We start from the raw sequence: 24,839 nt of genomic DNA on the forward strand, positions 1-24,839 counted from the left end.
TCGATCTCTATCGCCCGACACCCGCGCGTAAATCGACGGGGCGGTTATGTTTGACCGAAGGCTTGTGTCATGATGATCCGACCGCAGGTTAGTCGTCCTCTTCCTATATGAATAGATCTTCCGCGTTGTTCCTCGCTCTTGCCTTGCTCAGCGGCTGCCAGTCCATGGCCCCCGTGTCGACAGACGGTTCCCCACCGGTCGAAGACAGCACGCAAGCCCCTGAAAAGCCCAAGGTCTACGGCTCGTTCAGCGAAGAAACCATCTTCAGCCTGTTGAGCGCCGAACTGGCAGGCCAGCGCAATCGCTTCGACATTGCGCTGGACAACTATGTGACCCAGGCCATCAATACCCAGGACCCGGGCATCTCCGAGCGGGCGTTTCGCATCGCCGAGTACCTGGGCGCCGACCAGCCCGCGCTGGATACCGCACTGATCTGGGCCAAGAATGCCCCGGACGACCTGGAAGCGCAGCGCGCCGCCGCCGTGCAACTGGCGCGGGCCGGGCGCTACGACGACTCCATGATGTACATGGAGAAAGTCCTGCTGGGCGAGGGCGACACCCATTTCGACTTCCTGGCGCTGTCGGCAGCCGACACCGACCAGGAAACCCGCAACGGCCTGATGAAAAGCTTCGATCGGCTGTTGCAGCGTCATCCGAACAACGGCCAGCTGATTTTTGGCAAGGCCCTGCTGATGCAACAGGATGGCGACACCCAGGGTGCCCTCAGCCTGCTGGAAGACAACCCGCCGGAAGCCGGCGAAGTGGCGCCTATCCTGCTGCGCGCCCGCCTGCTGCAAGGCTTGAATCGCGGTGACGAAGCCCTGCCGCTGCTGGAAAAAAGCATCAAGAAGTACCCGGACGACAAACGCCTGCGCCTCACCTACGCCCGCATGCTGGTGGAGAACAACCGCATGGACGACGCCAAGGTGGAGTTCTCCAGCCTGGTCCAGCAGTACCCGGAAGACGACGACTTGCGTTATTCCCTGGCGCTGGTGTGCCTGGAAGCCAAGGCCTGGGACGAGGCCAGGGGCTATCTGGAAGACCTGATCGCCAGGGAAAGCCACGTCGATTCGGCCCACCTGAACCTGGGACGCATCGCCGAGGAACGCAACGACCCCGAAAGCGCATTGATCGAATACGCCCAGGTCGGCCCGGGCAACGACTACCTGCCGGCCCAGCTGCGCCAGGCCGATATCCTGATGGGCAACGGCAAGACCAGCGAGGCCCAGAGCCGCCTGGCCGTGCAGCGCGACGCCCAACCGGACTACGGCATCCAGCTGTACCTGATCGAAGCCGAGACCCTGTCGGCCAACAATCAGGGCGACAAGGCCTGGAATGTGCTGCAACAAGCCTTGAAGCAGTACCCGGATGACCTGAACCTGCTGTACACCCGTGCCATGCAGGCGGAAAAACGCAATGACCTGGGCCAGATGGAGAAAGACCTGCGCCTGATCATCCAGCGCGACCCGGACAACGCCATGGCCCTGAACGCCCTCGGCTACACCCTGTCGGATCGCACCACCCGCTACGACGAAGCCAAGTTGCTGATCGAACAGGCCCACCAGATCAACCCGGAAGACCCGGCCGTGCTCGACAGCCTGGGTTGGGTGAACTTCCGCCTGGGCAATCTCGACGAAGCCGAACGCCTGTTGCGCCAGGCCCTGGAGCGTTTTCCCGACCAGGAAGTCGCCGCGCACCTGGGCGAAGTCCTGTGGGCCAACGGCAAACAACGCGAAGCCCGGCAGATCTGGAGCCGCTTCCTCAAGGAGCAGCCCGACAGCCCGATCTTGCGCGGTACCATCAAACGCCTGACCGGATCAGAGACCCTCTAAGACCATGTTTTTGCGCCACTTCATCGTTTTCAGCTTCATCGCCCTGCTCGCCGGTTGCGCGGGCTTCGGTGCCCGTGAATCAGTCCAGGGCCATGGCAACCCGGCCCAGTGGCGCGAGCACAAGACCCAACTGAGCGGCCTCGACGGCTGGCAGATCGACGGCAAGATCGGCATCCGCGCACCGAAGGATTCGGGTAGCGGCACGCTGTTCTGGCTGCAGCGCCAGGACTACTACGACATTCGCCTGTCGGGCCCGCTGGGTCGCGGCGCGGCCCGCCTGACCGGCCGGCCGGGCCAGGTGGCGCTGGAAGTGGCCAACCAGGGGCGCTACGAGGCGCCGACGCCCGAAGCCTTGCTGGAAGAGCAACTGGGCTGGAAATTGCCGGTTTCCCACCTGACCTGGTGGGTACGCGGCTTGCCGGCGCCGGACAGCAAGAGTCGCCTGACCCTTGACGCCGACAGCCGCCTGTCCAACCTGGAGCAGGACGACTGGCAGATCGAATACCTCAGCTACGCCCAGCAGAACGGCTACTGGCTGCCCGAGCGCATCAAACTGCACGGCAGCAACCTCGACGTGACGCTGGTGATCAAGCAGTGGCAACCGCGCAAGCTGGGGCAATGACATGACCGCTGTGCGCCTGACCCTGCCCTCGCCGGCCAAGCTCAACCTGATGCTGCACATCCTCGGGCGTCGCCCGGACGGCTATCACGAACTGCAAACGATCTTCCAGTTTCTCGACTACGGCGACGAGATCACTTTTGCCGTGCGCGACGACGGCGTGATTCGCCTGCACACCGAGTTCGAGGGCGTGCCCCATGACAGCAACCTGATCGTCAGGGCCGCGAAAAAACTCCAGGAACAATCCGGCTGCGCGCTGGGCATCGACATCTGGATCGAAAAAATCCTGCCCATGGGCGGCGGAATCGGCGGCGGCAGTTCAAACGCGGCGACGACTTTGCTCGGGCTCAACCACCTCTGGCAACTGGGTTGGGACGCCGATCGACTGGCGACGCTGGGCCTGGAACTGGGGGCCGACGTCCCGGTTTTCGTGCGTGGGCACGCCGCTTTTGCCGAGGGCGTCGGGGAAAAACTCACGCCAGTGGAGCCCGAAGAACCCTGGTACCTGGTACTGGTGCCGCAAGTCTCTGTAAGTACAGCAGAAATTTTTTCAGATCCACTGTTGACACGTAACTCTCCTCCCATTAAAGTGCGCCCCGTTCCCAAGGGAAACAGTCGAAATGACTGCTTACCGGTGGTAGCGAGGCGTTATCCAGATGTTCGTAACGCCTTGAATTTGTTAGGTAAATTTACCGAAGCAAAACTCACCGGAACTGGAAGTTGTGTGTTTGGGGGCTTCCCAAGCAAAGCTGAAGCTGATAAAGTCTCGGCCCTTCTTACAGAGACCCTTACAGGGTTTGTAGCAAAAGGAAGCAACGTTTCGATGTTGCACCGCAAGCTGCAAAGTCTGCTCTAAAAGGAATCGAGTGCTGGGCACTCGCAGCAACAGATACAGGGGCGTCGCCAAGCGGTAAGGCAGCAGGTTTTGATCCTGCCATGCGTTGGTTCGAATCCAGCCGCCCCTGCCATTTTCCTATACTCATCCAGGTATACCCTCAGCCTTCAGGTACTGCGCGTGTCCAAGATGATGGTCTTTACGGGGAACGCTAACCCCGATCTGGCTCGGCGTGTCGTACGTCAGCTGCATATCCCTCTCGGTGACATTTCTGTCGGTAAGTTCTCCGACGGCGAAATCACTGCCGAGATCAATGAAAACGTTCGCGGTAAAGACGTCTTCATTATTCAGCCGACCTGCGCTCCGACCAACGATAACCTGATGGAACTCGTCGTGATGGCTGATGCCTTCCGCCGTTCCTCGGCTACTCGTATCACTGCTGTTATTCCTTACTTTGGTTATGCCCGCCAGGATCGCCGTCCGCGTTCCGCACGTGTGGCCATCAGCGCGAAAGTCGTGGCTGATATGCTCACCGTCGTTGGCATCGACCGTGTTCTCACGGTTGACCTGCACGCTGACCAGATCCAGGGCTTCTTCGATATTCCCGTGGACAACATCTACGGCTCCCCCGTTCTGGTGGATGACATTGAAGACCAGCGCTTCGAAAACCTGATGATCGTCTCCCCGGACATTGGCGGTGTCGTGCGTGCACGTGCCGTTGCCAAATCCCTGGGCGTGGACCTGGGTATCATCGACAAACGTCGTGAGAAGGCCAATCACTCCGAAGTGATGCACATCATCGGCGACGTCGAAGGACGTACCTGTATCCTGGTCGACGACATGGTCGATACCGCCGGCACCTTGTGCCACGCGGCCAAGGCCCTGAAAGAGCACGGCGCAGCCAAGGTCTTTGCCTACTGCACACACCCTGTGCTGTCGGGTCGGGCGATCGAGAACATTGAAAATTCCGTGCTGGACGAACTGGTGGTGACCAACACCATCCCGTTGTCCGCAGCAGCACAAGCCTGTGCACGTATCCGTCAACTGGATATCGCACCGGTTGTTGCCGAAGCGGTTCGCCGCATCAGCAATGAAGAATCGATCAGCGCGATGTTCCGCTAAGGGCCCTGCCCTCGCGATGACATCTCGTTGACGAAAAGCGCCCCGCCCCGGCATTCACTGTCGGGGCGGGGCTTTTTTGCCCATATCGCCTTTAGCGCTGGTCGCAAACGCTGGGGCGAGTATGGTTATCCTGGAGATACAACATGAACGATTTTACTCTGAATGCTGAAGTGCGTTCCGACCTGGGGAAAGGTGCGAGCCGCCGCCTGCGTCGTCTCGCAAGCCTGGTTCCAGCTGTAGTCTACGGTGGCGACAAAGCCCCTGAGTCCATCAGCATGCTGGCCAAAGACGTTGCCAAACTGCTCGAAAACGAAGCGGCCTACAGCCACATCATCGAGCTGAACGTAGGTGGTTCCAAGCAGAACGTCGTGATCAAGGCCCTGCAACGCCACCCAGCCAAAGGCCACGTGCTGCACGCCGACTTCGTCCGCGTTGTTGCCGGTCAGAAGCTGACTGCTGTTGTTCCAGTGCACTTCATCAACGAAGCTGCTCCGGTCAAGAAAGGCGGCGAAATCTCGCACGTGACTTCGGAAATCGAAGTGTCCTGCCTGCCGAAAGACCTGCCTGAATTCATCGAAGTCGACCTGGCTGACGCCGAAATCGGCACGATCATTCACCTGTCCGACCTCAAGGCCCCTAAAGGCGTTGAGTTTGTTGCCCTGGCACACGGCGATGACAAGGCTGTTGCCAACGTCCACGCTCCACGTGTTGCTCCAGAAGCTACCGAAGAAGGCGCTGCAGAGTAATTTCACTCTGTCGCCGGAGTGACCGGAACCATCGCGGACTGGAACGTAGCGAGACAGCGGGCGAGAACGCGAAGTTTACTTAACGGTAGATCCGCACTGTTCATCCACTGTCGCTTCGAACTGACCGCGACGTTATCCACACTCCAGGAAGGGCCCCTATCGTGACTGCCATAAAACTGATCGTTGGCTTGGGAAATCCAGGCGCTGAATACGAACAGACCCGGCATAACGCAGGGGCCCTTTTTGTTGAGCGCATCGCGCACGCACAAGGCGTCAGCCTGGCAGCCGATCGCAAATATTTCGGCCTGACCGGGCGCTTCTCGCACCAGGGTCAGGATGTTCGCCTGTTGATTCCCACCACCTACATGAACCGTAGCGGCCAGGCCGTGGCGGCATTGGCTGGTTTCTTTCGCATCAAGCCGGAAGAAATCCTGGTGGCCCACGACGAACTCGACCTGCCTCCGGGCGTTGCCAAGCTCAAGCAGGGCGGCGGCCACGGCGGTCACAACGGGTTGCGCGACATCATCGCGCAACTGGGCAATCAGAATACCTTTTACCGCCTGCGGCTCGGCATTGGCCACCCGGGCGTTGCCAGCATGGTTTCAAACTTTGTCCTGGGTCGTGCGCCTCGCGCCGAACAGGAAAAACTCGATGCCAGCATCGACTTTGCCCTCGGCGTGCTGCCGGATATCCTCGCCGGTGAATGGAACCGCGCGATGAAAAACCTGCACAGCCAGAAGGCCTGACACTCACTCCTCGGGGAAACACCATGGGATTCAATTGCGGCATCGTCGGCCTGCCTAACGTCGGTAAGTCCACCCTGTTCAACGCCCTGACCAAATCCGGTATCGCGGCCGAGAACTTCCCCTTCTGCACCATCGAGCCGAACAGCGGCATCGTGCCGATGCCCGATGCGCGCCTGGACGCCCTGGCGGCAATCGTCAATCCCAAGCGCATCCTGCCGACCACCATGGAATTCGTCGACATCGCGGGCCTGGTGGCCGGTGCTTCGAAAGGCGAAGGCCTTGGCAACAAGTTCCTGGCCAACATCCGTGAAACCGATGCCATCGCCCACGTGGTGCGCTGCTTCGAAGACGAGAACGTGATTCACGTCTCCAACAGCGTCGACCCGAAACGCGACATTGAGATCATCGACCTGGAACTGATCTTCGCCGACCTCGACAGCTGCGAGAAGCAACTGCAGAAAGTCGCCCGCAACGCCAAGGGTGGCGACAAGGACGCCGTGGTCCAGAAAGGCCTGCTGGAGCAACTGATCGCCCACTTCACCGAAGGCAAGCCTGCGCGCAGCCTGATGAAGAACATGGGCGCCGACGAGAAGCAGGTGATCAAGGGCTTCCACCTGCTGACCACCAAGCCGGTGATGTACATCGCCAACGTCGCTGAAGACGGCTTCGAAAACAACCCGCACCTGGACGTGGTCAAGGCCATCGCCGAAGAAGAAGGCGCCGTGGTCGTTCCGGTCTGCAACAAGATCGAAGCGGAAATCGCCGAGTTGGACGACGGCGAAGAGAAGGACATGTTCCTTGAAGCCCTCGGCCTGGAAGAGCCGGGCCTGAACCGCGTGATCCGTGCCGGTTACGAGATGCTTCACCTGCAGACCTACTTCACCGCCGGTGTCGAAGAAGTCCGCGCCTGGACCGTCCGCGTCGGTGCCACCGCTCCGCAAGCCGCTGGCGTGATCCACACCGACTTCGAAAAAGGCTTTATCCGCGCCGAAGTCATCGCCTACAACGACTTCATCCAGTTCAAGGGTGAAGCCGGTGCCAAGGAAGCCGGCAAATGGCGCCTGGAAGGCAAGGAATACGTGGTCAAGGACGGCGACGTGATGCACTTCCGCTTCAACGTCTAATGCCTGCCTGCTTGCGTAATCGGAAGTAGGAAAAAAGCTCTGCTGCTGTTTGAAAAGCCCCTTCATTGGGGCTTTTCGCTGTCTGGCGACAGGGATGAAGCCATCGCGTGGCAGCCAACCCACCGCCACGCGACCGTCTCGAGCAGGCATCAGGTCAACAGATGCCCTGGATCGACCTCTGGCGCGACGCCAACCATCCCTACCCCGGCATCAGGCGCGAAGATCATGTGGTCCTCGTCAAGGCTTTCCCGCCAGTCTCCAGCAAGGCCGATCTGGAACCAGTGGCCCTGTGCATCCGCCTCTACATCCTTCAGGTAGGTGCGATCCGATGCTTGGTTGTAAACCACCTTCAGCGTCGTGCCCGTCCCCTCTCCGAAGCCGGTATAGCCCAGCGCCGATACATCGATCCTGTCGTCGACCGTGAAGCCTTCGATAAGGTCGGTGAAGCTCTGGCTGTCCGTGCGATAGCTGTCCTCGGTGGAGGTATAGCGGAAAATGTCGGCGTTCTGCTGATGATCGGTCCAGAGAGAGAGGTCGGTTCTGTCGCCGCCGTTGAGGCGGTCAGCGCCCCTGCCGCCGATGATGACATCTGCGCCCGCACCGCCGTTGATGCGATCATTACCGTCCAGGCCATAGATGATTTCCGACAAGGCAGAACCGGTGATCGTGTCCTGGGTAGCCGAACCTTCTACAGTGGGCGCGGTGAACACCAGGTGGGTGCCGTTCAACTGCCCCACCCAATTGCCGTCCAGGGCCAACTCAAACCGCTGCCCAGCGGCGTCGGCATCGAAGCTCTTGAGGTAGGTGCGCGTGCCGTCGGCGCTGGCCACCACGGCCAAGGTTGCGTCGTGACCATTGCCGATGCCGATGAAGCCCAGGCCTATAAGGTCGATGCGATCCTGGAAGGCATCGAAGTCCAGGATCCGGTCGCTGCTGTTTTGCGTATCGGTACGGAAGCTGTCGCTCAGTTCGGTAAAACGGAAGATGTCAGCGCCAGCGCCCCCTTGCAGAAGATCGCGCCCGCCATTGCCCTGGAGCACATCGTCGCCCGCCAGGCCGTGGATGATCTCGGCGGCATCGGAGCCTTGCAGGATTTCCTCGCCGGCGTCCCCCTCCACATGAAGATTGCCATCCTGGCTGCCGAAGCCGGTATCTACGCTGCCATCCGCGTTCAAGCGAATGACGCTGAAGTCCCCGCTGTTCGTGCCGGCAGCCACGATCTTGCCATCGGCTTGTACCGCCAAGGCCACCGGGGTGTCCGCCTCGAAGGTCACCTTGCCATGGGCACCAAAGCCGGTATCAAAGGAACCGTCAGCGTTAAGCCGCGCCACGGTAGCCCAGGGGTCGCCTGCGACATGGCCCATGACAATGATCTTGCCGTCCGCCTGCAGGGTAACCACCGAGTCTTCGCCGAAGCCCATGGCGGGGCTCAGGTAAAGGACGCCGTTGTCACCGAAATGGCTGTCCCGCTGACCATCAGGGGTGAAGCGCTGCAGGGCGTACGTCGGTTCTCCCATGCCGGCCGCATTGTAGGCCGCTGCGACCACGACACCGCCGTCGGCCTGCACCGCCGTCGAAATCCCTCCGTTGTAGTACGGGTCGGCGGGGATGTTCACTGTCAGCACGCCTTTGTCGCCAAAGCCATCGACGAACGTGCCATCGTCGCCGATCCTCGTCACGGTGGCCTGGTCAAACCCGCGGGCACTGACCTGGAAGGTGCCATCGGTATTGGCCGTCAGGTCGATATCCTTGAAGTCATGGCTGATGCCGACCGTCATGACACCGCCCTGGCCAAAGGTTGCATCGCGCGTCCCATCGCTGTTGTAGCGCTCCACCTGTATACCGGTATTCAGCGCCACGGCGACAAGCACCTTGCCATCGGACTGCACCGCCGTCAGCTCGTAGCGTGACGCCGGGGCTATCGCGGCAGGGACAATGTCGATGCCTGCGTCATGGAAGCCGGTGTCCAGGCTGCCATCGGCGTTCAGGCGAACAACGCAGTGGTTCTGTTCGTAACCGTAGCTTTCCTCGCCGGGCGCCCCGGGGTATCCCCAGGCTAGGTATTCGGTATAGCCGCCAATCAGTATCTTGCCGTCCGGTTGAATAATGATGCTCTGGTTATCGTCGAACAGGCCGTTGAGATCGACCTGGACAGTGCCAGGACCCGTTCTCACGGTATGGGTACTTTCCGTCGTACTGTCGGCGGTTGCCATGGCTTAATCCTTTAAGGGGGAGCTGAACCCGTGACTTTAGTAAAGGGTTCAGGATTTGCACGCTGCCCCGACGCGCCCACGCGCCCCACTCGACGAGCGGCGTGTGCTGGCCGGTTGGCTTCGCTGGTGAGCTCAGGAGCCGGGCCTGGCATGCGGTACCCTGTAGTCGCCCACAAAAAAGCCGCGTTGATTCGCGGCTTTTTTGTGGGCGGGTATCAACCGGCCCTGGGTAATGCCCGTTGAATCGCGGGGCTAGAACAAATAGCCCATGTAGACGGCCGCGCCGCCACCGGCCTGTACGCCGGCGTTCATACCCGCCATGACCAACGCGCCCTTGGCCGACTGCAACAGCTGGCGGTTGACTGTGCTATGGGCGATCAGCGAGGTGGCCGGAGTGGAGCTCATCGCCACTGACAAGGCCAGCAGCTTGGGATCGAGCCCGAACAACAGGGCGGTGGCCGAACCACCGACCACCAGGCCTGCGCCCACCTCGGTGTACAGGCAAGGTCCGGTGATGTCGTCGTCGGTCAGGTCACGGCTGGCCAAGGCATCGCTGACAAACACCTTGCCAGTGCTGGGAAAGGCCTCTGCCGCGCCGGCCGCGCCCACGCTCTTGCCCTTGATCTGCAAATTGACCTTGCCGAAGCGTGGCAGCCGCGCACCAAACCCGACGCCCAGGCCAACACCGCCGTAGCAGTAGCTGACGTCCTTGCCCTCTGGCGAACGCAGGATGATCGAACCGCCACTGCCCGCCACGATCGCCACGGTGACGCCGCCACCGCTGGCAGTCTGGTATTGCCAGCGACTTTCATTGACCGGGATTGGGATGTTGTAGCTCATACGTTCAAAATCCTTTATGTGAATGAACCGCACCGCGGCCGCGCTGACGCAAGACGCTGGCCAGGCCGACGAGGGAGAACACCAGGCCGATCGCGCCCAGGACCGCCGAAGTACCCCACAGCGCCCCCAGGTCATCGACGATGGCGCTGCCGGCCGGCTGCTCGGGCAGGTAATGCACGCGCACAGCCTGATCCTGCTGGTAGCCAAAGATAAAGCCGCCCTGGGGATAGGATATTTTTTCACCACTGGCGCTGGTGAAGGCGATCTCAGGGTGCGAGCCGCCGGCATTCAGGCGGCTGACGACACCGTCGGCGATCTGTGCGCGCGCGAGAAACTCGCGGCGCTCAAGGGTGAGATTGACCGTGATGACCAACAGGCCGATACCGATCAGGGCAAACAGCAGGCCCAGTAATATCTTCCCGAGGGGTGACGAAGAGTCGTTAGCCATGATTGTCTCGCAATCGTCCTTGAAAGAGGGCCGTCAGGATAACAAGAAGTGTCACGCTGTCGCACCCTCGGCAAGCATTTCGCCAAGCACCTGGCTGACCGTCAACCCTTGCGCCTACGCGTCCCTGCGCATCAGGACCCGCGTAACGCGACGCTCCTGAACCTCCACGACGGTCACGTTCCACCCCTCCCAATGCAATTGGTCGCCGATGACCGGCAAGCGATCCAGCAGGCTCATGACCCACCCGGCGAGTGTCTGGTAATCATCGGTCGCCTGCGCCTGGAAACCGACGTGCTCGCGGATCTGGCTAAGGTTCAGGGCGCCGCTGACCAGGTAGCCATCTTCCTGCGCGACGATGTTCGGCCCTTCGATTTCACTGGCGTCCGGCAGCTCGCCGGCGATGGATTCGAGGATGTCGGTCATGGTGAGCAGGCCGATGAAGTCGCCGAATTCGTTCACCACGAACGCAATGTGGGTGGACGCTTTGCGCATCTGCTCCAACGCGTTGAGGATCGTGAAGCTGTCCAGCAGGTTGATGGCCTGGCGCGCCATGGCTTCCAGGTTGGGCGCATTGCCGGCGAGCATTTCCTTGAGCAATTCCTTCTTGTGGATGAAGCCCAAGGGCTCATCCACGCGACCTTCCCGAATCAACGGCAGTCGGGAATACGACGAATGCATCAGCTTCGTGCGGATCGCTTGCGGCGTGTCGTCCAGGTCAATGTGGTCAACCTCCGCACGCGCTGTCATCACCGTGCGGATTGGGCGCTCCGCCAACTGCAGCACCCCACTGATCATGACGCGCTCGCGCCGATCGAACACCTGCTCGACCTCGTCACCGGCGAGCATGTCGGCGATTTCCTCGCCCACTTCTTCGGCACTCAACTTCTGCCCACCGAGCAGTCGCATCACCGCATGGGCGGTACGCTCCCGCATCGGCCGGCGACCTTGCAGGCTCTTCTTGCGACGCGCCCGCGCCAGCTGGTTGAACAACTCGATCAGGATCGAGAAGCCAATCGCGGCGTAGAGGTAGCCTTTCGGGATATGAAAGCCCAGGCCCTCTGCGGTGAGGCTGAAACCGATCATCATCAGGAAGCCCAGGCAGAGCATGATGACCGTGGGGTGCGAGTTGACGAAACGGGTCAGCGGCTTGCTGGCAACGATCATCAGGCCGATGGAGAAAATCACCGCGATCATCATGACCGACAAGTGCTCCACCATGCCCACGGCGGTGATGACCGCGTCCAGCGAGAAGACCGCATCGAGCACCACGATCTGCGCCACGATCGGCCAGAACAGCGCATAGGCCGCGTTGCCGGAGCGTTGCGCCACATGGCCTTCAAGACGCTCATGCAACTCCATGGTGGCCTTGAACAACAGGAACACGCCACCGAACAGCATGATCAGGTCCCGGCCCGAGAACGTCTTGCCGAACACCTCGAACAACGGTTCGGTCAGGGTCACCATCCAGGAAATGCTGGCCAACAGACCCAGGCGCATCAACAACGCCAGCGACAGGCCGATCACCCGGGCACGATCACGCTGCTCGGGCGGCAACTTGTCCGCGAGGATGACAATAAATACGAGGTTATCGATGCCGAGCACCAGCTCCAGCACGATCAGGGTCAACAGGCCAAGCCAGGCCGTGGGGTCGACGATCCATTCCATGGGGATTATTCACTCCCTCGAAAAGACGTCGCAAAAAGGCGGGGGTTGAAATGGAGCAAGCTGCCGGGAGGTTCCACGTGGGCGTTCATATCGACCTGAAAGTAATTGGGGATAAAAATCCTACATAACTTCAGGACACGTCATACGAGAGGAATCATTACAGGATCTGACAAAGCCCTGCATCGCGCACCGACGCGGGCTTTGTCATGCCTGGACGAAGGCCCTGGGCCTGGGCCAGAAGGCCGTTGGCGCCCTCAGGCGCGCTTGACCTTGAAGCGACTCAATACCCGCTGCATCACGCCGGCCCGCTCGGACAGGTCCTTGGCCGCCGTTGCGCATTCCTGTGAGTTGGACTGGTTTTTCTGCGTCACTTCATCGATCTGTTCCAACCCGACGCTGGCCTGCTGCAAGCCCGAGGCCTGCTCGCTGGACGCCTGGTAGATCAGCGAGACGAGGTTGGAGACCGAACTGGTGCCATGAACGATGTTCTTGAGGGATTCGGCGGTCCGGCCGGCAATGACCATGCCGCGTTGGGTCTTGCCGGAGGAGTCGGCAATCAGCGCCGCCGTCTGCTGTGCAGCTTCGGCACTGCGGGCAGCCAGGCTGCGCACCTCGTCCGCCACGACGGCAAAACCACGCCCGAGCTCTCCAGCCCGGGCGGCCTCGATGGCAGCGTTCAACGCCAGCAGGTTGGTTTGCGCGGCAATGTTATCGATGGTGGTGATGATCGCCGTGATGTCCTTGCCCGAACTGTCGATGTCGGCCATCGCGGCAATCAACTCGCTCATCAGCTTGTCGCTTTCTCCGGCATCGGCGCGCGACGCCTGGGACTGCTCGTCGGCTTTCTTGGCGTTGGCGGCGTTGTCCCGGGTCTGGGCAGCCATTTGCGTCATCACGGCGCTGATCTCGGTGATCGACGAAGCGGAATTGGAAGCCCCCTCGGACAAGGATTGACTCAGGTCGGTGACCTGCGCCGAGCTGCCGCTGATTTGCGTGGCGCTGGCCTGGACTTCGCAGATCAACTGGTTGAGGTTGCCGACCATCTTCTCCAGCGATTTGCCAAGGGTATCGTGGGGCGAGGACAGCCGGACCTCCAGATCCAGGTCGCCTTCGGAGATGCGCTCGGCCACCCTGACCTGCCGTTGCAGGCTCTCGGACATGTCATTGAGGGCAATCGACAGTTGCCCGACTTCGTCTTCGGATTTCTGCACCAGGCGCCGGGAGAAATCCCCCAGGCTGATGTTGGCGGCCAGGGCCGCGGCCTCGCGAATCGGCCCGACGATCTTGGCCGCGGCCAGCCACAGGGCCGCCAGGGCCAACAGGGAAATACCCAACCCCACCGACACTTGCCAGATGCTGTTGCTGATACTGCGCGACTGCAACTCCTGCTCCAGGGCGATGGCCTGGCTCATGACCACCGCCTTGGGCAGCCGGATGAGCACCGCCCACGGCTTGCCTGTGCGCCCCAGCTCAATGGGCATCAACACTTCGATGTTCTGCGTTTGCGTATTGAGCTGGCCGTCACCACGACCACTCTGGATATCGCGTAACACTTTTTCCCAAGAGTCGGGCAACAGCGTTTTGATGGGCTGCCCGATCAGTTCGGTACGCTGGCTGTCGGCGACCACTAGCCCCTGGTTGCTCATGATCGATACGGAGCCCTTGCCGCCGTAGAGATCGGCAGACATCTGCTCGCTGAGTTTCTGGATGAAAGCGATGTCGAAGTCCGCCCCCACTACGCCACGGAACTTGCCGTCGGACACGATCGGCACCGATAAGGTGGTCAGCCAGACGTTCTTGCCCTGGACCACGTAAGGGATAGGGTCCAACACGCTTTCCTTCAGGGTGTCGCGCGGGCCGCTGTACCACCCTCCCTTCGGTACGCCGTTGGGATGGCGGTCTGCCGAGTCGTATTCCACCAGGGGTTGCACCGCGACATGGCCGTCGGCGCTGCGTGTCCAGTAAGGCGTGAAACGTCCCGTCAATGGGTTGTTGCCATCACGTTCATTACGAAACGCGAGATCCTGTCCATCCAGCGCATCCGGCTCCCAGCAGGAATAGGTGCCATTGAACTCGGGGTTGTCCTTGAGAACACTGAGCAAGATGCTGTTGACCTGATCGCGCCCCAGCACCAACGGGCTCTGAGATGCCTTGCTGGCAGCAAAGGTGTTGGCCATGGTGCGGGCCGCATCCAAGGCATTTTGCAACTTGGCCTGGATGGCGTTGGCCCGGGATCCGGCCAGGTTCTGAATTTCCCGGATCGTTGATTTTTCAATCAACGTAGTCACTTCGTTAGAAACATACTGCTCATTGGAACGAGCGGAAAAGAGCCCGTAGACAACCAGACTGATCGACGAGATGAACAGGCATACGCCCGCCGTGACACAAATACGTGCCTGCAATGACTTGAACTTCATATCAACCCCTGCTGATTCTATAAAGGGCCAGCGTCAACGACGGCGGCATTCCAACTTGTGCACGACGTAGCAAATAACAATCGATCGCTGCTGCTTGTGCGACGCCCAGGCGAATGCCTTGCAGAGCGCGGCAATACAGCTATCCAGGAACATTTCAACGTGGCAGGTCGGGGCACGAATCCAGCTTTGCGCTTGCGCGCTGGACGCGCTATTCGAATCAAACCGAGGGCCTTATCTCGAGGAACAAGGGCGATCAGGGGCAAGAATGTGAACGCCTGCTTTTGCTGTAAGCACAAGTCACCTTTGAATAAGGCCGCAGAATCCATTCATACCCATAACCACGGCGGCAAATTAACACGGGCCTTATTTCTACAACATCAACTTAGGACTTATATAAATCAGTACTTTGGTCGCAATTGCACAGGGAAGTGGACCTGCTCGCGAAGGCGACGGTACCGGTTGGCGACGCTGGTTCAGCGGGTCATGTCGTGGGAAGCGGGCTCGCTCATCCAGGGTGCCATTTTTCAGTGCGATGAGGTGGCCCATCGAGGTGCAACAGCTCTGGAAAGAAATGCCCTGCAAACAGGGTGATAGCCCAACGCCATGGTCTGAATCTTGCCTTGTAAATGCTCTACAACGCGGCCCCTTACAAAGGGGACCGAGAATGGGAAGTTTCGCTACAGAGCTGGCCTACAGAGCCGATTTGGACAAACTTTCGAGGCCTTTTAAAAGGGCACCTGTTTCAGCACGCGTGTAAAAACGCACAAAAACAGTGCGCAGGTGTTCAGGGGAGTATGGGCATGCAGGCTTTTCTATCACCGGGCATCAGATTGTTGGGGCGTTTCGGCTTCGCCCGTAAATTCCAACTGCTTTTCCTGCTTTTCATCCTGCCACTCATGGGCAGTCTGTGGCTCATCGGCCAGGACTATCGGGACAAGCTCAGCCTGATTTCCGGGGAGCGCGCCGGGGTACGCCAATTGCTGGCCCTGGACAACCTGGACAATCTGCTCACCGCCCAGCGCAACCGTGCGGCGCGTTGGCGCGCCACGGAAACCAATCGTCAACCGACCCCGGCGACGCTGGCGGCCATGGCGGCGTTCGATGCCATGCAACCGGCCCTCGTCCAGGCCGCCAATGACCTAGGCGCCACCTTGCAAGCCGAAGGTGCCGAGGCCGACACCCTCGCCCGCTTCCAGGCCCTGCACAACAGCCTCAACGGCCTGGATTCGAAAAGCCTCGGTGCCGTGGGCTGGTGGCCGGACGGCTATGATCGTTTCACCGCCGCCCTCAGTTCCTTGCAAGCGTTGCGTGAGCAGATGGTGATGGACAACCGCCTGAACCTCGCCTCCTGGCTGGAAACCTATCTGTTGACCCAGATCTCCACCCAGCAGACCCCGGACCTGATCGAACGGGTCGGTCGCCTGACCAGCGTCGGCCAGGCTTCGGTGGTATCGGGTCAGTTCTCCTTGCAGAGCCGCCTGCAACTGCGAGACCTGCGCAGCCGCATCGGCGACGCCCGGGACCAACTGGTCAAGACCGGCGCGTTGCTGGAAACGCGCCTGCCCAGTGATTTGCAGACCTGGGCCGGCCAGTACCAGGGCAGCCTCAAGAACCTGGATGCCGGCTTGAAAGTGCTGGATGACGGGGTATTCGGTGGTTCCATCACGCTCAAGCCGGACGCCTTCGAGAAACACATGGACACGCTGCTGGCCGACCTGGCGACCCTGCGCCAGCAATCGCTGGTGGCCCTGGATACGCGGCTGGACCACTACCACGGCTCGGCCGTCCGCCAGTTCGCTCTGGTCGCAACGGTGCTGGGCTGTCTGCTGTTGGCGGCGCTCTACCTGTTCGTTTGCCTGCAAGCGTCGATCCGGCGCAGCGCCAGCGGCATCACCCTGCTGGCCGAAGCCCTGCGTGACGGCAATCTCAGCCTGCAAGTGCCGGTGCAAGGACGCGACGAACTGGCGGCCATCAGCACCGCGCTCAACGTCGCCGTGGTGCAGTTGCGCAACAGCCTGCTGGGGGTGGACCACGAGACGCTGCAGTTGAGCAATGCCGTGCGCACCCTCAACACCCACTCCAGTGGCGCCTTGGGCGAAGTCGAAGCCCAGCAGATGCAAATCAGCCAGATTGCAGCCGCGGCCACACAACTGGCGGCGACGTCCCAAGGCGTCGCGAAAAGTTGTGAGCAGGCCTCCGACAGCGCCCAGCAAACCCGACGCATTGCCACCGACAGCAGCCGCGACAGCCAGCGCACCACCACGAGCATCCAGCAACTCAACCAGCGCCTGAACGACACCGCCGCCGCGCTGGGCCGGGTCAGCGAGCAGGGACAACAGATCCAGCTGGTGGTCGACACCATCCGCGGCGTGGCCGAACAAACCAACCTGCTGGCCCTCAACGCCGCCATCGAGGCCGCTCGCGCCGGGGAACAGGGCCGTGGTTTCGCCGTGGTGGCCGACGAGGTCCGCAGCCTGTCGCAACGGACCCAGTCGTCCACGCAACAGATTGCCGCCACCGTCGACAGCCTGCGCGCCACGGTCGACGAAGCGGTCAGCCTGATGGAAGCGGCCTGTGGCCAGGCCCAGACCGATGCGCAAGCCGTCACCGGCCTGGGCGAACGCCTGGGGGAAATTGCCAGCGCCGTGCAGAGCGTCACCGATACCCTGGCGCAAATCGCCACCGCCGTGGATGAACAGGCCAGCACTGCCGACGAGGTCAGCGGCAATATCCAGCAAGTCGACCAGGCTGCGATGCGCCTCCTGGAAGGCGCCCGCGCGGTGAACCTGGCAGCAGACACCCTGAGCCAGGGAAGCCAGGCCTTGAGTGCCAACACGGGGAGATTTCAACTCGGTTGACGGGCATTTGCAGCGAGGACGGATAAGCAGTTGAAAGCGCAGAGAAATATTTCAGATTTACGCTTGACACTTCTTCGTTACCGGCGAATAATGCGCGCCACTTGGCTACATAGCTCAGTTGGTTAGAGCATAGCATTCATAATGCTGGGGTCCGGGGTTCAAGTCCCTGTGTAGCCACCAAGTACTAAAAACGGCTTATCGAAAGATAAGCCGTTTTTTTATGCCTCAAGAAAAGCATTGGCCTCAGCCCTTTTGCAGCAGCCACGAGCCCACTCGTCACACGCCCGCTCCGACAGCCGCTGATTTGCGCCACACGCCTCGCATCGCTACAGTCGATCTCCCTACCCCTGGCCCACGGATGGAGCGACACGTGCCCACACATCAGCCATCGAACCTTCAACGCCTGTCAGCCGTTTCGCTGCTGGCTGTAGCCCTGGCCCTCGTCGCCTGCAAGGCCCCGTCCTCCTCGACGACACCGGCATTGCCCACCGCGCCGGAGATCGCTTCCGGCTACCGCACCGATCTGCAAACCCAACATGCCACCCGGCACATGGCGGCCGCGGCCAACCCGCTGGCGGCCGAGGCCGGGCGAGAAATGCTGCGGCGCGGCGGTTCGGTCATCGATGCGGCGATTGCGATGCAAGCAGTGCTGACGCTGGTGGAGCCGCAATCCTCGGGCATCGGCGGCGGTGCGTTTATCGTGCTGTGGGATGGCAAGGCCGTGCGCACTTACGATGGTCGCGAGACGGCACCGGCCGGCGCTACGGAAAAGCTTTTCCTGCAAGCCGACGGCAAGCCCATGGGGTTTACCGCCGCCCAGATCGGCGGTCGCTCTGTGGGGACGCCGGGAGTACTACGGGCCTTGGAACTGGCCCATCGCAAACACGGCCGGCTGAAATGGGCGACGCTGTTCGAGCCGGCCATCGCCCTGGCGGAACAGGGTTTCGCGATCTCGCCGAGATTGCATTCAATGATCGCTGCCGATCCGTCCTTGCCGGGCTCGCCGGACATGGCGAAGTATTTCCTGAATGCCGATGGCAGCCCGAAAGCGGTTGGCACCCTGTTGAAAAATCCGGCACTGGCCGGTGTGCTAAAGCGCATCGCCGACGAAGGTGCCGACGCGTTGTACCAAGGCCCCGTGGCCGAAGAGATCGTCGCCAAGGTCCGTGCCCATGCCAACCCCGGCAGCCTGTCGCTGGACGACCTCAAAGGCTACACCGCCCAGGAGCGGGCGCCCCTGTGCACCGACTACAAACGCTGGCAGGTCTGCGGCATGGCGCCACCGTCCTCCGGCGGGATCGCCGTGGCGCAAATCCTCGGCACCTTGCAGGCCCTGGAGCAGCGCGACAGTCGCCTGGCCCTTGCGCCCCTCAAACCCCACAAGACCGATAAGCCGGCCGGCATCGAGCCCGCGCCCGAAGCGGTGCACCTGATCGCCGAGGCCGAACGCCTGGCTTATGCCGATCGCGCGCAATATGTCGCCGACTCGGACTTTGTCCCCGTACCGGTCAAAGGCCTGGTGGATCCCGGCTACCTGGCCAGCCGTGCCAGCCTTATCGGCCCTCGCAGCATGGGTGTCGCCAAGCCGGGCACACCGCCGGGCATCCAGGTGGCCTATGCACCGGACCGCTCGCCGCTGCGTATCTCCACATCCCAAGTGGTGGCGGTGGACGATCAGGGGGGCGCCGTGTCCATGACCACCACGGTGGAGTCGGCGTTCGGCTCACACTTGATGGTCCAGGGGTTCATGCTCAACAACCAGATGACCGACTTCTCGTTCATTCCCGAAGAGAACGGGCAAAAAGTTGCCAACCGCGTCGAGCCTGGCAAGCGTCCGCGTTCCTCCATGGCTCCGACGCTGATCTTCGATCGCCAGAGCGGTGAGTGGATGGCCACCGTCGGCTCACCGGGCGGCTCGCAAATCATCGAATACGTTGCCAAGTCGGTGATCGGCTTGCTGGACTGGAACCTTGACCCGCAAAGCGCCATCAACCTACCCAACTTCGGCAGCCGCAACGGCCCTACCGAACTGGAGCAGGGTCAGTTCAGCCCGACGCTGATCCAGGCACTGAAAGACAAAGGCCACGCGGTCAGCGAAATCGACATGACCAGCGGCACCCAGGCAATCGTCCGGGTGCGTGATGCCCAAGGGAAAGCCGCGTTGGCCGGCGGCGCGGATCCACGCCGCGAGGGTCAGGCGCTGGGAGACTGATCGCCCTCGCCCGGCGGTTGGTAGACCAGCAGGTCGCCAGGCTGGCAGTCCAGGTAGCTGCAAATGGCTTCGAGGGTCGCCAGGCGTATGCCCTTGACCTTTCCTTGTTTGAGCAAGGAAAGGTTGGCTTCCGTTATGCCGATACCGGCGGCCAGGTCCTTGGATTTGACCTTGCGCAGCGCCAGCATCACATCAAGTTGAATCACGATAGGCATGGGGATCTCAAACGAAGGTTCGGTTTTCTGAATCGACTTCACTGGCCTGGGACAGTATCCGGGCAATGATCGCAATACAGGCCGCGAGAAACAAAGCGACAAACGACGGCGCGGTCACGCTGAGGGTCAGCAGGCGCTGGCCGACCGGCGCGTGGATCGTCACCAGCAGGCTGAGGAACGGCTCGCAGAGGAAATCCAGCAGTACCCACAACGCGACCGCACGCCCGGCCCTGCCCAGATACACCGCGGCTTCGCTGGAAAAATACAGGCCCTGGGCGTAGCGCTTGAACAGTTGGCGCAGGTTGGCCAGCCCGAGTGCCAGGGCCAGTAACGGGATACTCGACAAGAGGATGGCGCCCAGGCGTTGCCAACCGGCCAAGTGCATCGCGTCTTCGGACATGCTCGACAGCTGACGCTCAGTGAGGGCGAAACCCAGGCCATAACGTGCGGCCACATCGGGAAACAGCCAGGCGCCAGTGTTGACGACCATCATCACGACAATGAAGACAAGCGTGATGGCGGCCATGCGCTGGCTGTAAGAGGCAAGACGATTCGATGACATGTGAGGGCTCCATCAATAAAGGGAGCCCAAAATATAGCCACTAATTATCGCAAAACAATAATTAATATGTAAAAAACAATAACTTCATGACATCAGGTGGACAGCTGGTTGGCGAACTGGCTCACCGCATCGACCACCTTCTTCGCCCCGTCCTGGATCTCGACGATCACCGACCCCGCTTCGGCGGCCAGGGCCAGGCCTTGCTCGGCCTGGTGCTGGCCGTCGGTCATCAGCGCCACGGCGTTGCGCGCCATGTCCTGGTTCTGGCGAACCACGCCGACAATCTCATCCGTCGCCTGGCTGGTACGCGATGCCAACTGCCGGACCTCATCGGCCACGACCGCAAAGCCACGGCCCTGCTCGCCGGCCCGGGCCGCCTCGATCGCGGCGTTGAGCGCCAGCAGGTTGGTCTGTTCGGCGATGCCGCTGATGGTCTTGACGATGGTCCCGATCACCAGGGACTGCTCATTGAGTGCTTCGATGCCTTCGCCGGCGGTTTGCATGTGCCGGGCCAGGTCGCGCATCACGTCCACCGCCTGGGTCACCACCGTGGTACCGCGCTGGGCGCTGTTATCGGTTTGCAACGAGGTGCTGTAGGCGATGTTGGCGGCCTCGGCGACGGCTTTTTCCTGGTTGACCTGATCGGTGATGTTGGTGGCGAACTTGACCACCTTGTACAACCGCTCGTTGGCGTCGAGCACCGGGTTGTAGGACGCCTCCAACCAGACTTCGCGACCGTTGCTGTCAATACGCTTGAAGCGACCGGCGACGAACTCACCACTGTTCAGGCGCTTCCAGAAATGCTGGTAAGACGGGCTGTTGTATTCCTCCGGCTCACAGAACATGCGGTGATGCTTGCCCTTGATCTGCGCCAGGTTGTATCCCATGGCATTGAGGAAACGGTCGTTGGCCGACAGCACGTGGCCCTCCAGGTCGAACTCGATCACTGCCGTGGAACGCACCAGCGCACCGATCAGGTTTTCATGCTCGCGCGAACCCTCGATCGTGCGGGTCAGGTCGTTGGAGTACATCGAGAAAAAACGGATCCGCCCCTCGGCATTGAGTACCGGTTGCAGGATCGAACGCAGCCAGGCTTCCTGACCGTTGCCACGCAAAATACGTACGGCACCAGAAAAATGCTCGCCACGGGTCAGCGCCGTCTTGAAGCGAAGCTGGAACTCGTTGGATCTCAGGTAGGCCGGGACCAGGTCCTCGACCGGTCGGCCGATCAGGTCCTGGCTCCGGTACTGCATTTGATCGAGAAAGTTCTGATTGACCGTCTGGATGCGTCCGTCGACATCCAGGGTCATGGCCAGCATTTCTCGATCCAGGCTTTCCTTTACCTGCATGAGACTGGACAGTTCTTGGCGAAGAGCCAACAGCTCCTGCTTCAGGCGATTGTTGAACATAGAGCATGCTCCAGGCAGGAGAGTTGACAGTTCCTTTCCCTTGCCATCGGCCCGGCAAATTTTTTCTGAAGAGTACCGTTGGTCGGCGGTGAATATTCCTGCCGGCTCGCGAACCACGGCCCCGCTTTCATGGTCAGTGGATTGTTCTACCGTTGTCGGAGCCTCACCGCTCCAGAGCCCCCTCAAGACCAATCATAAAAATCGAGGTAACGACCGTGACCACCGACATCGAAGACAGCCGTAGCGCCCGCTTCGCCTTGCGCTGTTCCAGTTTCGCCGAGCGCTGGTTCCCCGACTCCTGGGTCTTCGCCGCGCTGGCGGTATTGGTGGTCGCCGTGGCAACGCAATTCATCGGTGCCACGCCCACGGCGACGGCCATGGCCTTCGGCGATGGGTTCTGGAGCCTGATCCCGTTCACCATGCAGATGGCCTTCGTGGTCATCGGCGGCTATGTGGTCGCCAGCTCGCCGCCGGCCGTGAGGTTGATCGATCGCCTGGCGCGGATCCCGGGCAATGGACGCTCCGCCGTCGCCTGGGTGGCCTTGATCTCGATGGTCGCCTCGCTGCTCAACTGGGGGCTGTCGCTGGTATTCGGCGGCCTGCTGGTACGTGCCCTCGCCCGTCGTACCGAGTTGAAGATGGATTATCGCGCCGCCGGTGCCGCCGCCTATCTGGGACTGGGGGCGGTGTGGGCCCTGGGACTGTCGTCGTCGGCCGCGCAGTTGCAGGCCAACCCGGCGAGCCTGCCGCCGTCGATTCTGTCGATCACCGGGGTGATTCCATTCACCCAGACCATTTTTCTCTGGCAGTCCGGGGTGATGCTGCTGGCGCTGATCGTGATCTCGTTGATCGTCGCCTACGCCACCGCCCCAGGGCCGAACAGCGCCCGCGACGCCGCCGCGTGCGGCATCGATCCGAGCTTCAGCATGCCGGCGTTGCAACCTCGCACCCGGCCCGGCGAATGGCTGGAGCACAGCCCGCTGCTGACCATCGCCCTGGTGCTGCTGGCCGCTGGCTGGCTGTTCCATGAGTTTTCGACGAAGCCGGCGATCAGCGCCATCTCCGGGCTCAATACCTACAACTTCCTGTTCCTGATGCTGGGCGCGCTGTTGCACTGGCGGCCCCGCAGTTTTCTGGACGCCGTGGCCCGCGCGGTACCGACCACCACCGGCGTGCTGATCCAGTTTCCGCTGTACGGCTCGATTGCGGCGTTGCTGACCACGGTCAAGGGTACTGATGCCCAGACGCTGGCCCACCACATCTCGACCTTTTTCGTACAAGTCGCGTCCCATGACACCTACGCTTTGCTGATGGGCGTCTACTCGGCGGTGCTGGGATTCTTCATTCCCTCGGGCGGTGGCAAGTGGATCATCGAGGCGCCCTACGTCATGCAGGTGGCGAATGACCTGAACTACCACCTGGGCTGGGCGGTGCAGATCTACAACGCGGCCGAAGCCTTGCCGAACCTCATCAACCCCTTCTACATGCTGCCACTGCTGGGCGTGCTGGGGCTCAAGGCCAGGGACCTGATCGGGTTCTCGTTCGTGCAATTGCTGGTGCACACGCCCCTGGTGCTGGCGCTGTTGTGGGCGCTGGGAACGACGTTGTCTTATTTGCCGCCAGTGATGCCATAAAGCCATAAAAAAACGCTGATATTTCCCTTGGCCCACTGTTTCTTCAGCTCGGTCTGTTTCAGTATGGAGACACCCTATCGAGGGGTCTCCACGCTGAAAAGGATCTGAGCATGTCAAAACTCGCCGTATGTTCTCTTGCCGCCCTGGCCTTCAGTGCCGCCGCCCACGCGGCCGATATCGATGTACAGCTGGGCAGCACCGAACGCGTTACCCGCCTCTTCGCCTACCCCAACAACTGCAACGTCATCTGCTTCCGCAACTGGACCCTGGAGCAGACCGTCGAGCACTACCTGACCCAGAGCGTGCAGCGCGACGGCTATGGCACGGCCAAGGTCAGCGTCAAACGCGACAAGGACAAGGTTTACGCCCACATCAGCGGCGTGCCCAAGGGCTATGGCCAGCCGTTGACGGCGCTGCTCAATGCCGGAGACCTGGCCTACACCGGCGCGACGAAACTCAACAGCGAGAAGAAATGGGCCTACAACTGGTACCTGTTCCTACCTCTGGGCATGGCCCTGGAAAACCGCAAGAGCATCGAGCTGCTGCACTTCCCGCCGGATTACTCCCTGACCCAGGCCCAGGATTACCTCGAGTCGGCCACCACTGACCGCTGGGCCTCGCTGCTGACCGACAACGGCATCCCCGCCGCGCAGACGCCGGGCTACCAGACCATCATCGACATCGCCCCCATCGCGGCCCCGTCCAACGCCGGTCAGACCCTGGAAGGGCTCTACGGTTACTTCAACGCCTACCAGACCACCATGGTCAAGCAGTTGACACAGACCGCCGGCGGCGCCTCGCTGCCCATGGTGGCCTTCGGCGCTCCCGTGCGGAACTGGATCAAGACCCAGTACGGCCAAACCGTGAACGTGCTCGGCCTGGCAACCATCACGCCGGCTGGCGGCACCCCGGTCCCGGTGCTGGGCTCCAATCATCCGAGCTATATCTGGTATGCCGCCAACAAGGACAACTACGACGGGGATGAAGCCAAGGCCGATGCGGCGGGCCTGAAGGTCATGGGCCAGGACCTGAGCGCGGCCTGCTGGCAAGCCGGCATGGGCAGCAAGCCGGGCACCGACCCGACCACGCAGTTGAACCAGTGCACGCAGACCTGGCAAGTCACGCAAAAGGAGAAGACCTGCAAGCTGTTCTACACCACGATTCGCAAGCTGACTCCGGAAGAAGCGGCTAAAACCTGCGATACGCCGGCGATCAAGACGCAACTTCCGCAACTCAAGGCACCGATGCCGTTGCCTGCCGAACCGGTATAAGCCAAAGCCCTTTGCCTCTGTCAGCGCGCGCTGACAGCGGCAAGCGCTCGGCGCGCCTGTCAGAGTTGACA

General features: G+C 61.3%; 19 protein-coding genes and 2 tRNA genes. 13 read left to right on the plus strand and 8 right to left on the minus strand.

The genetic code is table 11. The features are described 5' to 3' along the window. The first annotated feature begins 107 nt into the window (after positions 1-107). The 8 genes from V5F23_RS23355 to ychF all read left to right on the plus strand — a co-directional run bounded on the left by V5F23_RS23355 (position 108) and on the right by ychF (position 7,024). Complete coding sequence (locus V5F23_RS23355) at positions 108-1,832, plus strand: tetratricopeptide repeat protein (protein ID WP_338496730.1); 1,725 nt, start codon at positions 108-110, stop codon at positions 1,830-1,832. A gap of 4 nt (positions 1,833-1,836) precedes the next feature. Further along, positions 1,837-2,454: a lipoprotein insertase outer membrane protein LolB gene (gene lolB, locus V5F23_RS23360; RefSeq protein WP_042730408.1), complete on the plus strand. Its 618-nt coding sequence runs from the start codon at positions 1,837-1,839 to the stop codon at positions 2,452-2,454. A gap of 1 nt (position 2,455) precedes the next feature. Further along, the gene (gene ispE, locus V5F23_RS23365) at positions 2,456-3,307 is read left to right on the plus strand and encodes a 4-(cytidine 5'-diphospho)-2-C-methyl-D-erythritol kinase (RefSeq protein ID WP_338496733.1); all 852 of its coding nucleotides are present in this window, start codon (positions 2,456-2,458) and stop codon (positions 3,305-3,307) included. Between the two features lie 37 nt (positions 3,308-3,344). Next, a tRNA-Gln gene (locus V5F23_RS23370) sits at positions 3,345-3,419 on the plus strand. A 47-nt stretch (positions 3,420-3,466) separates the two neighbouring features. Next, on the plus strand, positions 3,467-4,408 hold the full coding sequence (locus tag V5F23_RS23375) for a ribose-phosphate pyrophosphokinase (protein ID WP_003171603.1): 942 nt from the start codon (positions 3,467-3,469) through the stop codon (positions 4,406-4,408). Between the two features lie 143 nt (positions 4,409-4,551). Further along, positions 4,552-5,154: a 50S ribosomal protein L25/general stress protein Ctc gene (locus V5F23_RS23380; RefSeq protein ID WP_042730406.1), complete on the plus strand. Its 603-nt coding sequence runs from the start codon at positions 4,552-4,554 to the stop codon at positions 5,152-5,154. 161 nt (positions 5,155-5,315) lie between these two features. Then, entirely contained in the window at positions 5,316-5,900 is a 585-nt protein-coding gene (pth, locus tag V5F23_RS23385; protein ID WP_047735973.1) for an aminoacyl-tRNA hydrolase, read from the plus strand. A gap of 23 nt (positions 5,901-5,923) precedes the next feature. Next, positions 5,924-7,024 (plus strand): redox-regulated ATPase YchF, encoded by a 1,101-nt coding sequence (ychF, locus tag V5F23_RS23390; RefSeq protein ID WP_047735974.1) that lies wholly within the window; start codon positions 5,924-5,926, stop codon positions 7,022-7,024. 149 nt (positions 7,025-7,173) lie between these two features. Here ychF and V5F23_RS23395 read toward each other — a convergent pair whose 3' ends face one another. The 5 genes from V5F23_RS23395 to V5F23_RS23415 form a co-directional block, all read right to left on the minus strand. Continuing rightward, positions 7,174-9,237, minus strand: coding sequence for a calcium-binding protein (locus V5F23_RS23395; protein ID WP_338496735.1), 2,064 nt, complete (start codon positions 9,235-9,237; stop codon positions 7,174-7,176). Between the two features lie 252 nt (positions 9,238-9,489). After that, positions 9,490-10,077 (minus strand): hypothetical protein, encoded by a 588-nt coding sequence (locus tag V5F23_RS23400; RefSeq protein WP_047735976.1) that lies wholly within the window; start codon positions 10,075-10,077, stop codon positions 9,490-9,492. Positions 10,078-10,081: 4 nt separating this feature from the next. Continuing rightward, on the minus strand, positions 10,082-10,525 hold the full coding sequence (locus V5F23_RS23405; protein WP_042729262.1) for a DUF3592 domain-containing protein: 444 nt from the start codon (positions 10,523-10,525) through the stop codon (positions 10,082-10,084). Positions 10,526-10,639: 114 nt separating this feature from the next. After that, the gene (locus V5F23_RS23410) at positions 10,640-12,190 is read right to left on the minus strand and encodes a TerC family protein (protein WP_338496737.1); all 1,551 of its coding nucleotides are present in this window, start codon (positions 12,188-12,190) and stop codon (positions 10,640-10,642) included. A 254-nt stretch (positions 12,191-12,444) separates the two neighbouring features. After that, positions 12,445-14,607, minus strand: coding sequence for a methyl-accepting chemotaxis protein (locus tag V5F23_RS23415; RefSeq protein WP_212803034.1), 2,163 nt, complete (start codon positions 14,605-14,607; stop codon positions 12,445-12,447). An 800-nt stretch (positions 14,608-15,407) separates the two neighbouring features. Between V5F23_RS23415 and V5F23_RS23420 the strand changes: the two genes are divergently transcribed. From V5F23_RS23420 to ggt, 3 genes are all read left to right on the plus strand, one after another. After that, positions 15,408-17,465, plus strand: a complete 2,058-nt coding sequence (locus V5F23_RS23420; protein WP_123579889.1) for a methyl-accepting chemotaxis protein — start codon at positions 15,408-15,410, stop codon at positions 17,463-17,465. Between the two features lie 103 nt (positions 17,466-17,568). Next, positions 17,569-17,645, plus strand: a tRNA-Met gene (locus tag V5F23_RS23425). Between the two features lie 178 nt (positions 17,646-17,823). Continuing rightward, positions 17,824-19,677 carry a gamma-glutamyltransferase gene (gene ggt, locus V5F23_RS23430; RefSeq protein ID WP_338496744.1) on the plus strand — a complete coding sequence of 618 codons (1,854 nt, stop codon included), beginning with the start codon at positions 17,824-17,826 and terminating at the stop codon, positions 19,675-19,677. On the opposite strand, the gene V5F23_RS23435 is transcribed toward ggt, so the two are convergent. The 3 genes from V5F23_RS23435 to V5F23_RS23445 form a co-directional block, all read right to left on the minus strand. Further along, positions 19,659-19,892 (minus strand): helix-turn-helix transcriptional regulator, encoded by a 234-nt coding sequence (locus tag V5F23_RS23435; RefSeq protein ID WP_042729258.1) that lies wholly within the window; start codon positions 19,890-19,892, stop codon positions 19,659-19,661. The genes ggt and V5F23_RS23435 overlap by 19 nt on opposite strands. A gap of 7 nt (positions 19,893-19,899) precedes the next feature. Further along, entirely contained in the window at positions 19,900-20,454 is a 555-nt protein-coding gene (locus V5F23_RS23440) for a DUF2975 domain-containing protein (RefSeq protein WP_123579891.1), read from the minus strand. Between the two features lie 92 nt (positions 20,455-20,546). Continuing rightward, on the minus strand, positions 20,547-21,863 hold the full coding sequence (locus V5F23_RS23445; RefSeq protein ID WP_042729256.1) for a PAS domain-containing methyl-accepting chemotaxis protein: 1,317 nt from the start codon (positions 21,861-21,863) through the stop codon (positions 20,547-20,549). Between the two features lie 215 nt (positions 21,864-22,078). Between V5F23_RS23445 and V5F23_RS23450 the strand changes: the two genes are divergently transcribed. Beyond that, positions 22,079-23,497: a TIGR00366 family protein gene (locus tag V5F23_RS23450; protein WP_338496748.1), complete on the plus strand. Its 1,419-nt coding sequence runs from the start codon at positions 22,079-22,081 to the stop codon at positions 23,495-23,497. Positions 23,498-23,607: 110 nt separating this feature from the next. After that, positions 23,608-24,768 (plus strand): hypothetical protein, encoded by a 1,161-nt coding sequence (locus V5F23_RS23455; protein WP_338496751.1) that lies wholly within the window; start codon positions 23,608-23,610, stop codon positions 24,766-24,768. The last annotated feature ends 71 nt before the right edge of the window (positions 24,769-24,839 follow it).

The organism is Pseudomonas sp. WP18, from assembly GCF_036689585.1.
GTDB classification, from domain to species: domain Bacteria; phylum Pseudomonadota; class Gammaproteobacteria; order Pseudomonadales; family Pseudomonadaceae; genus Aquipseudomonas; species Aquipseudomonas chlororaphis_E.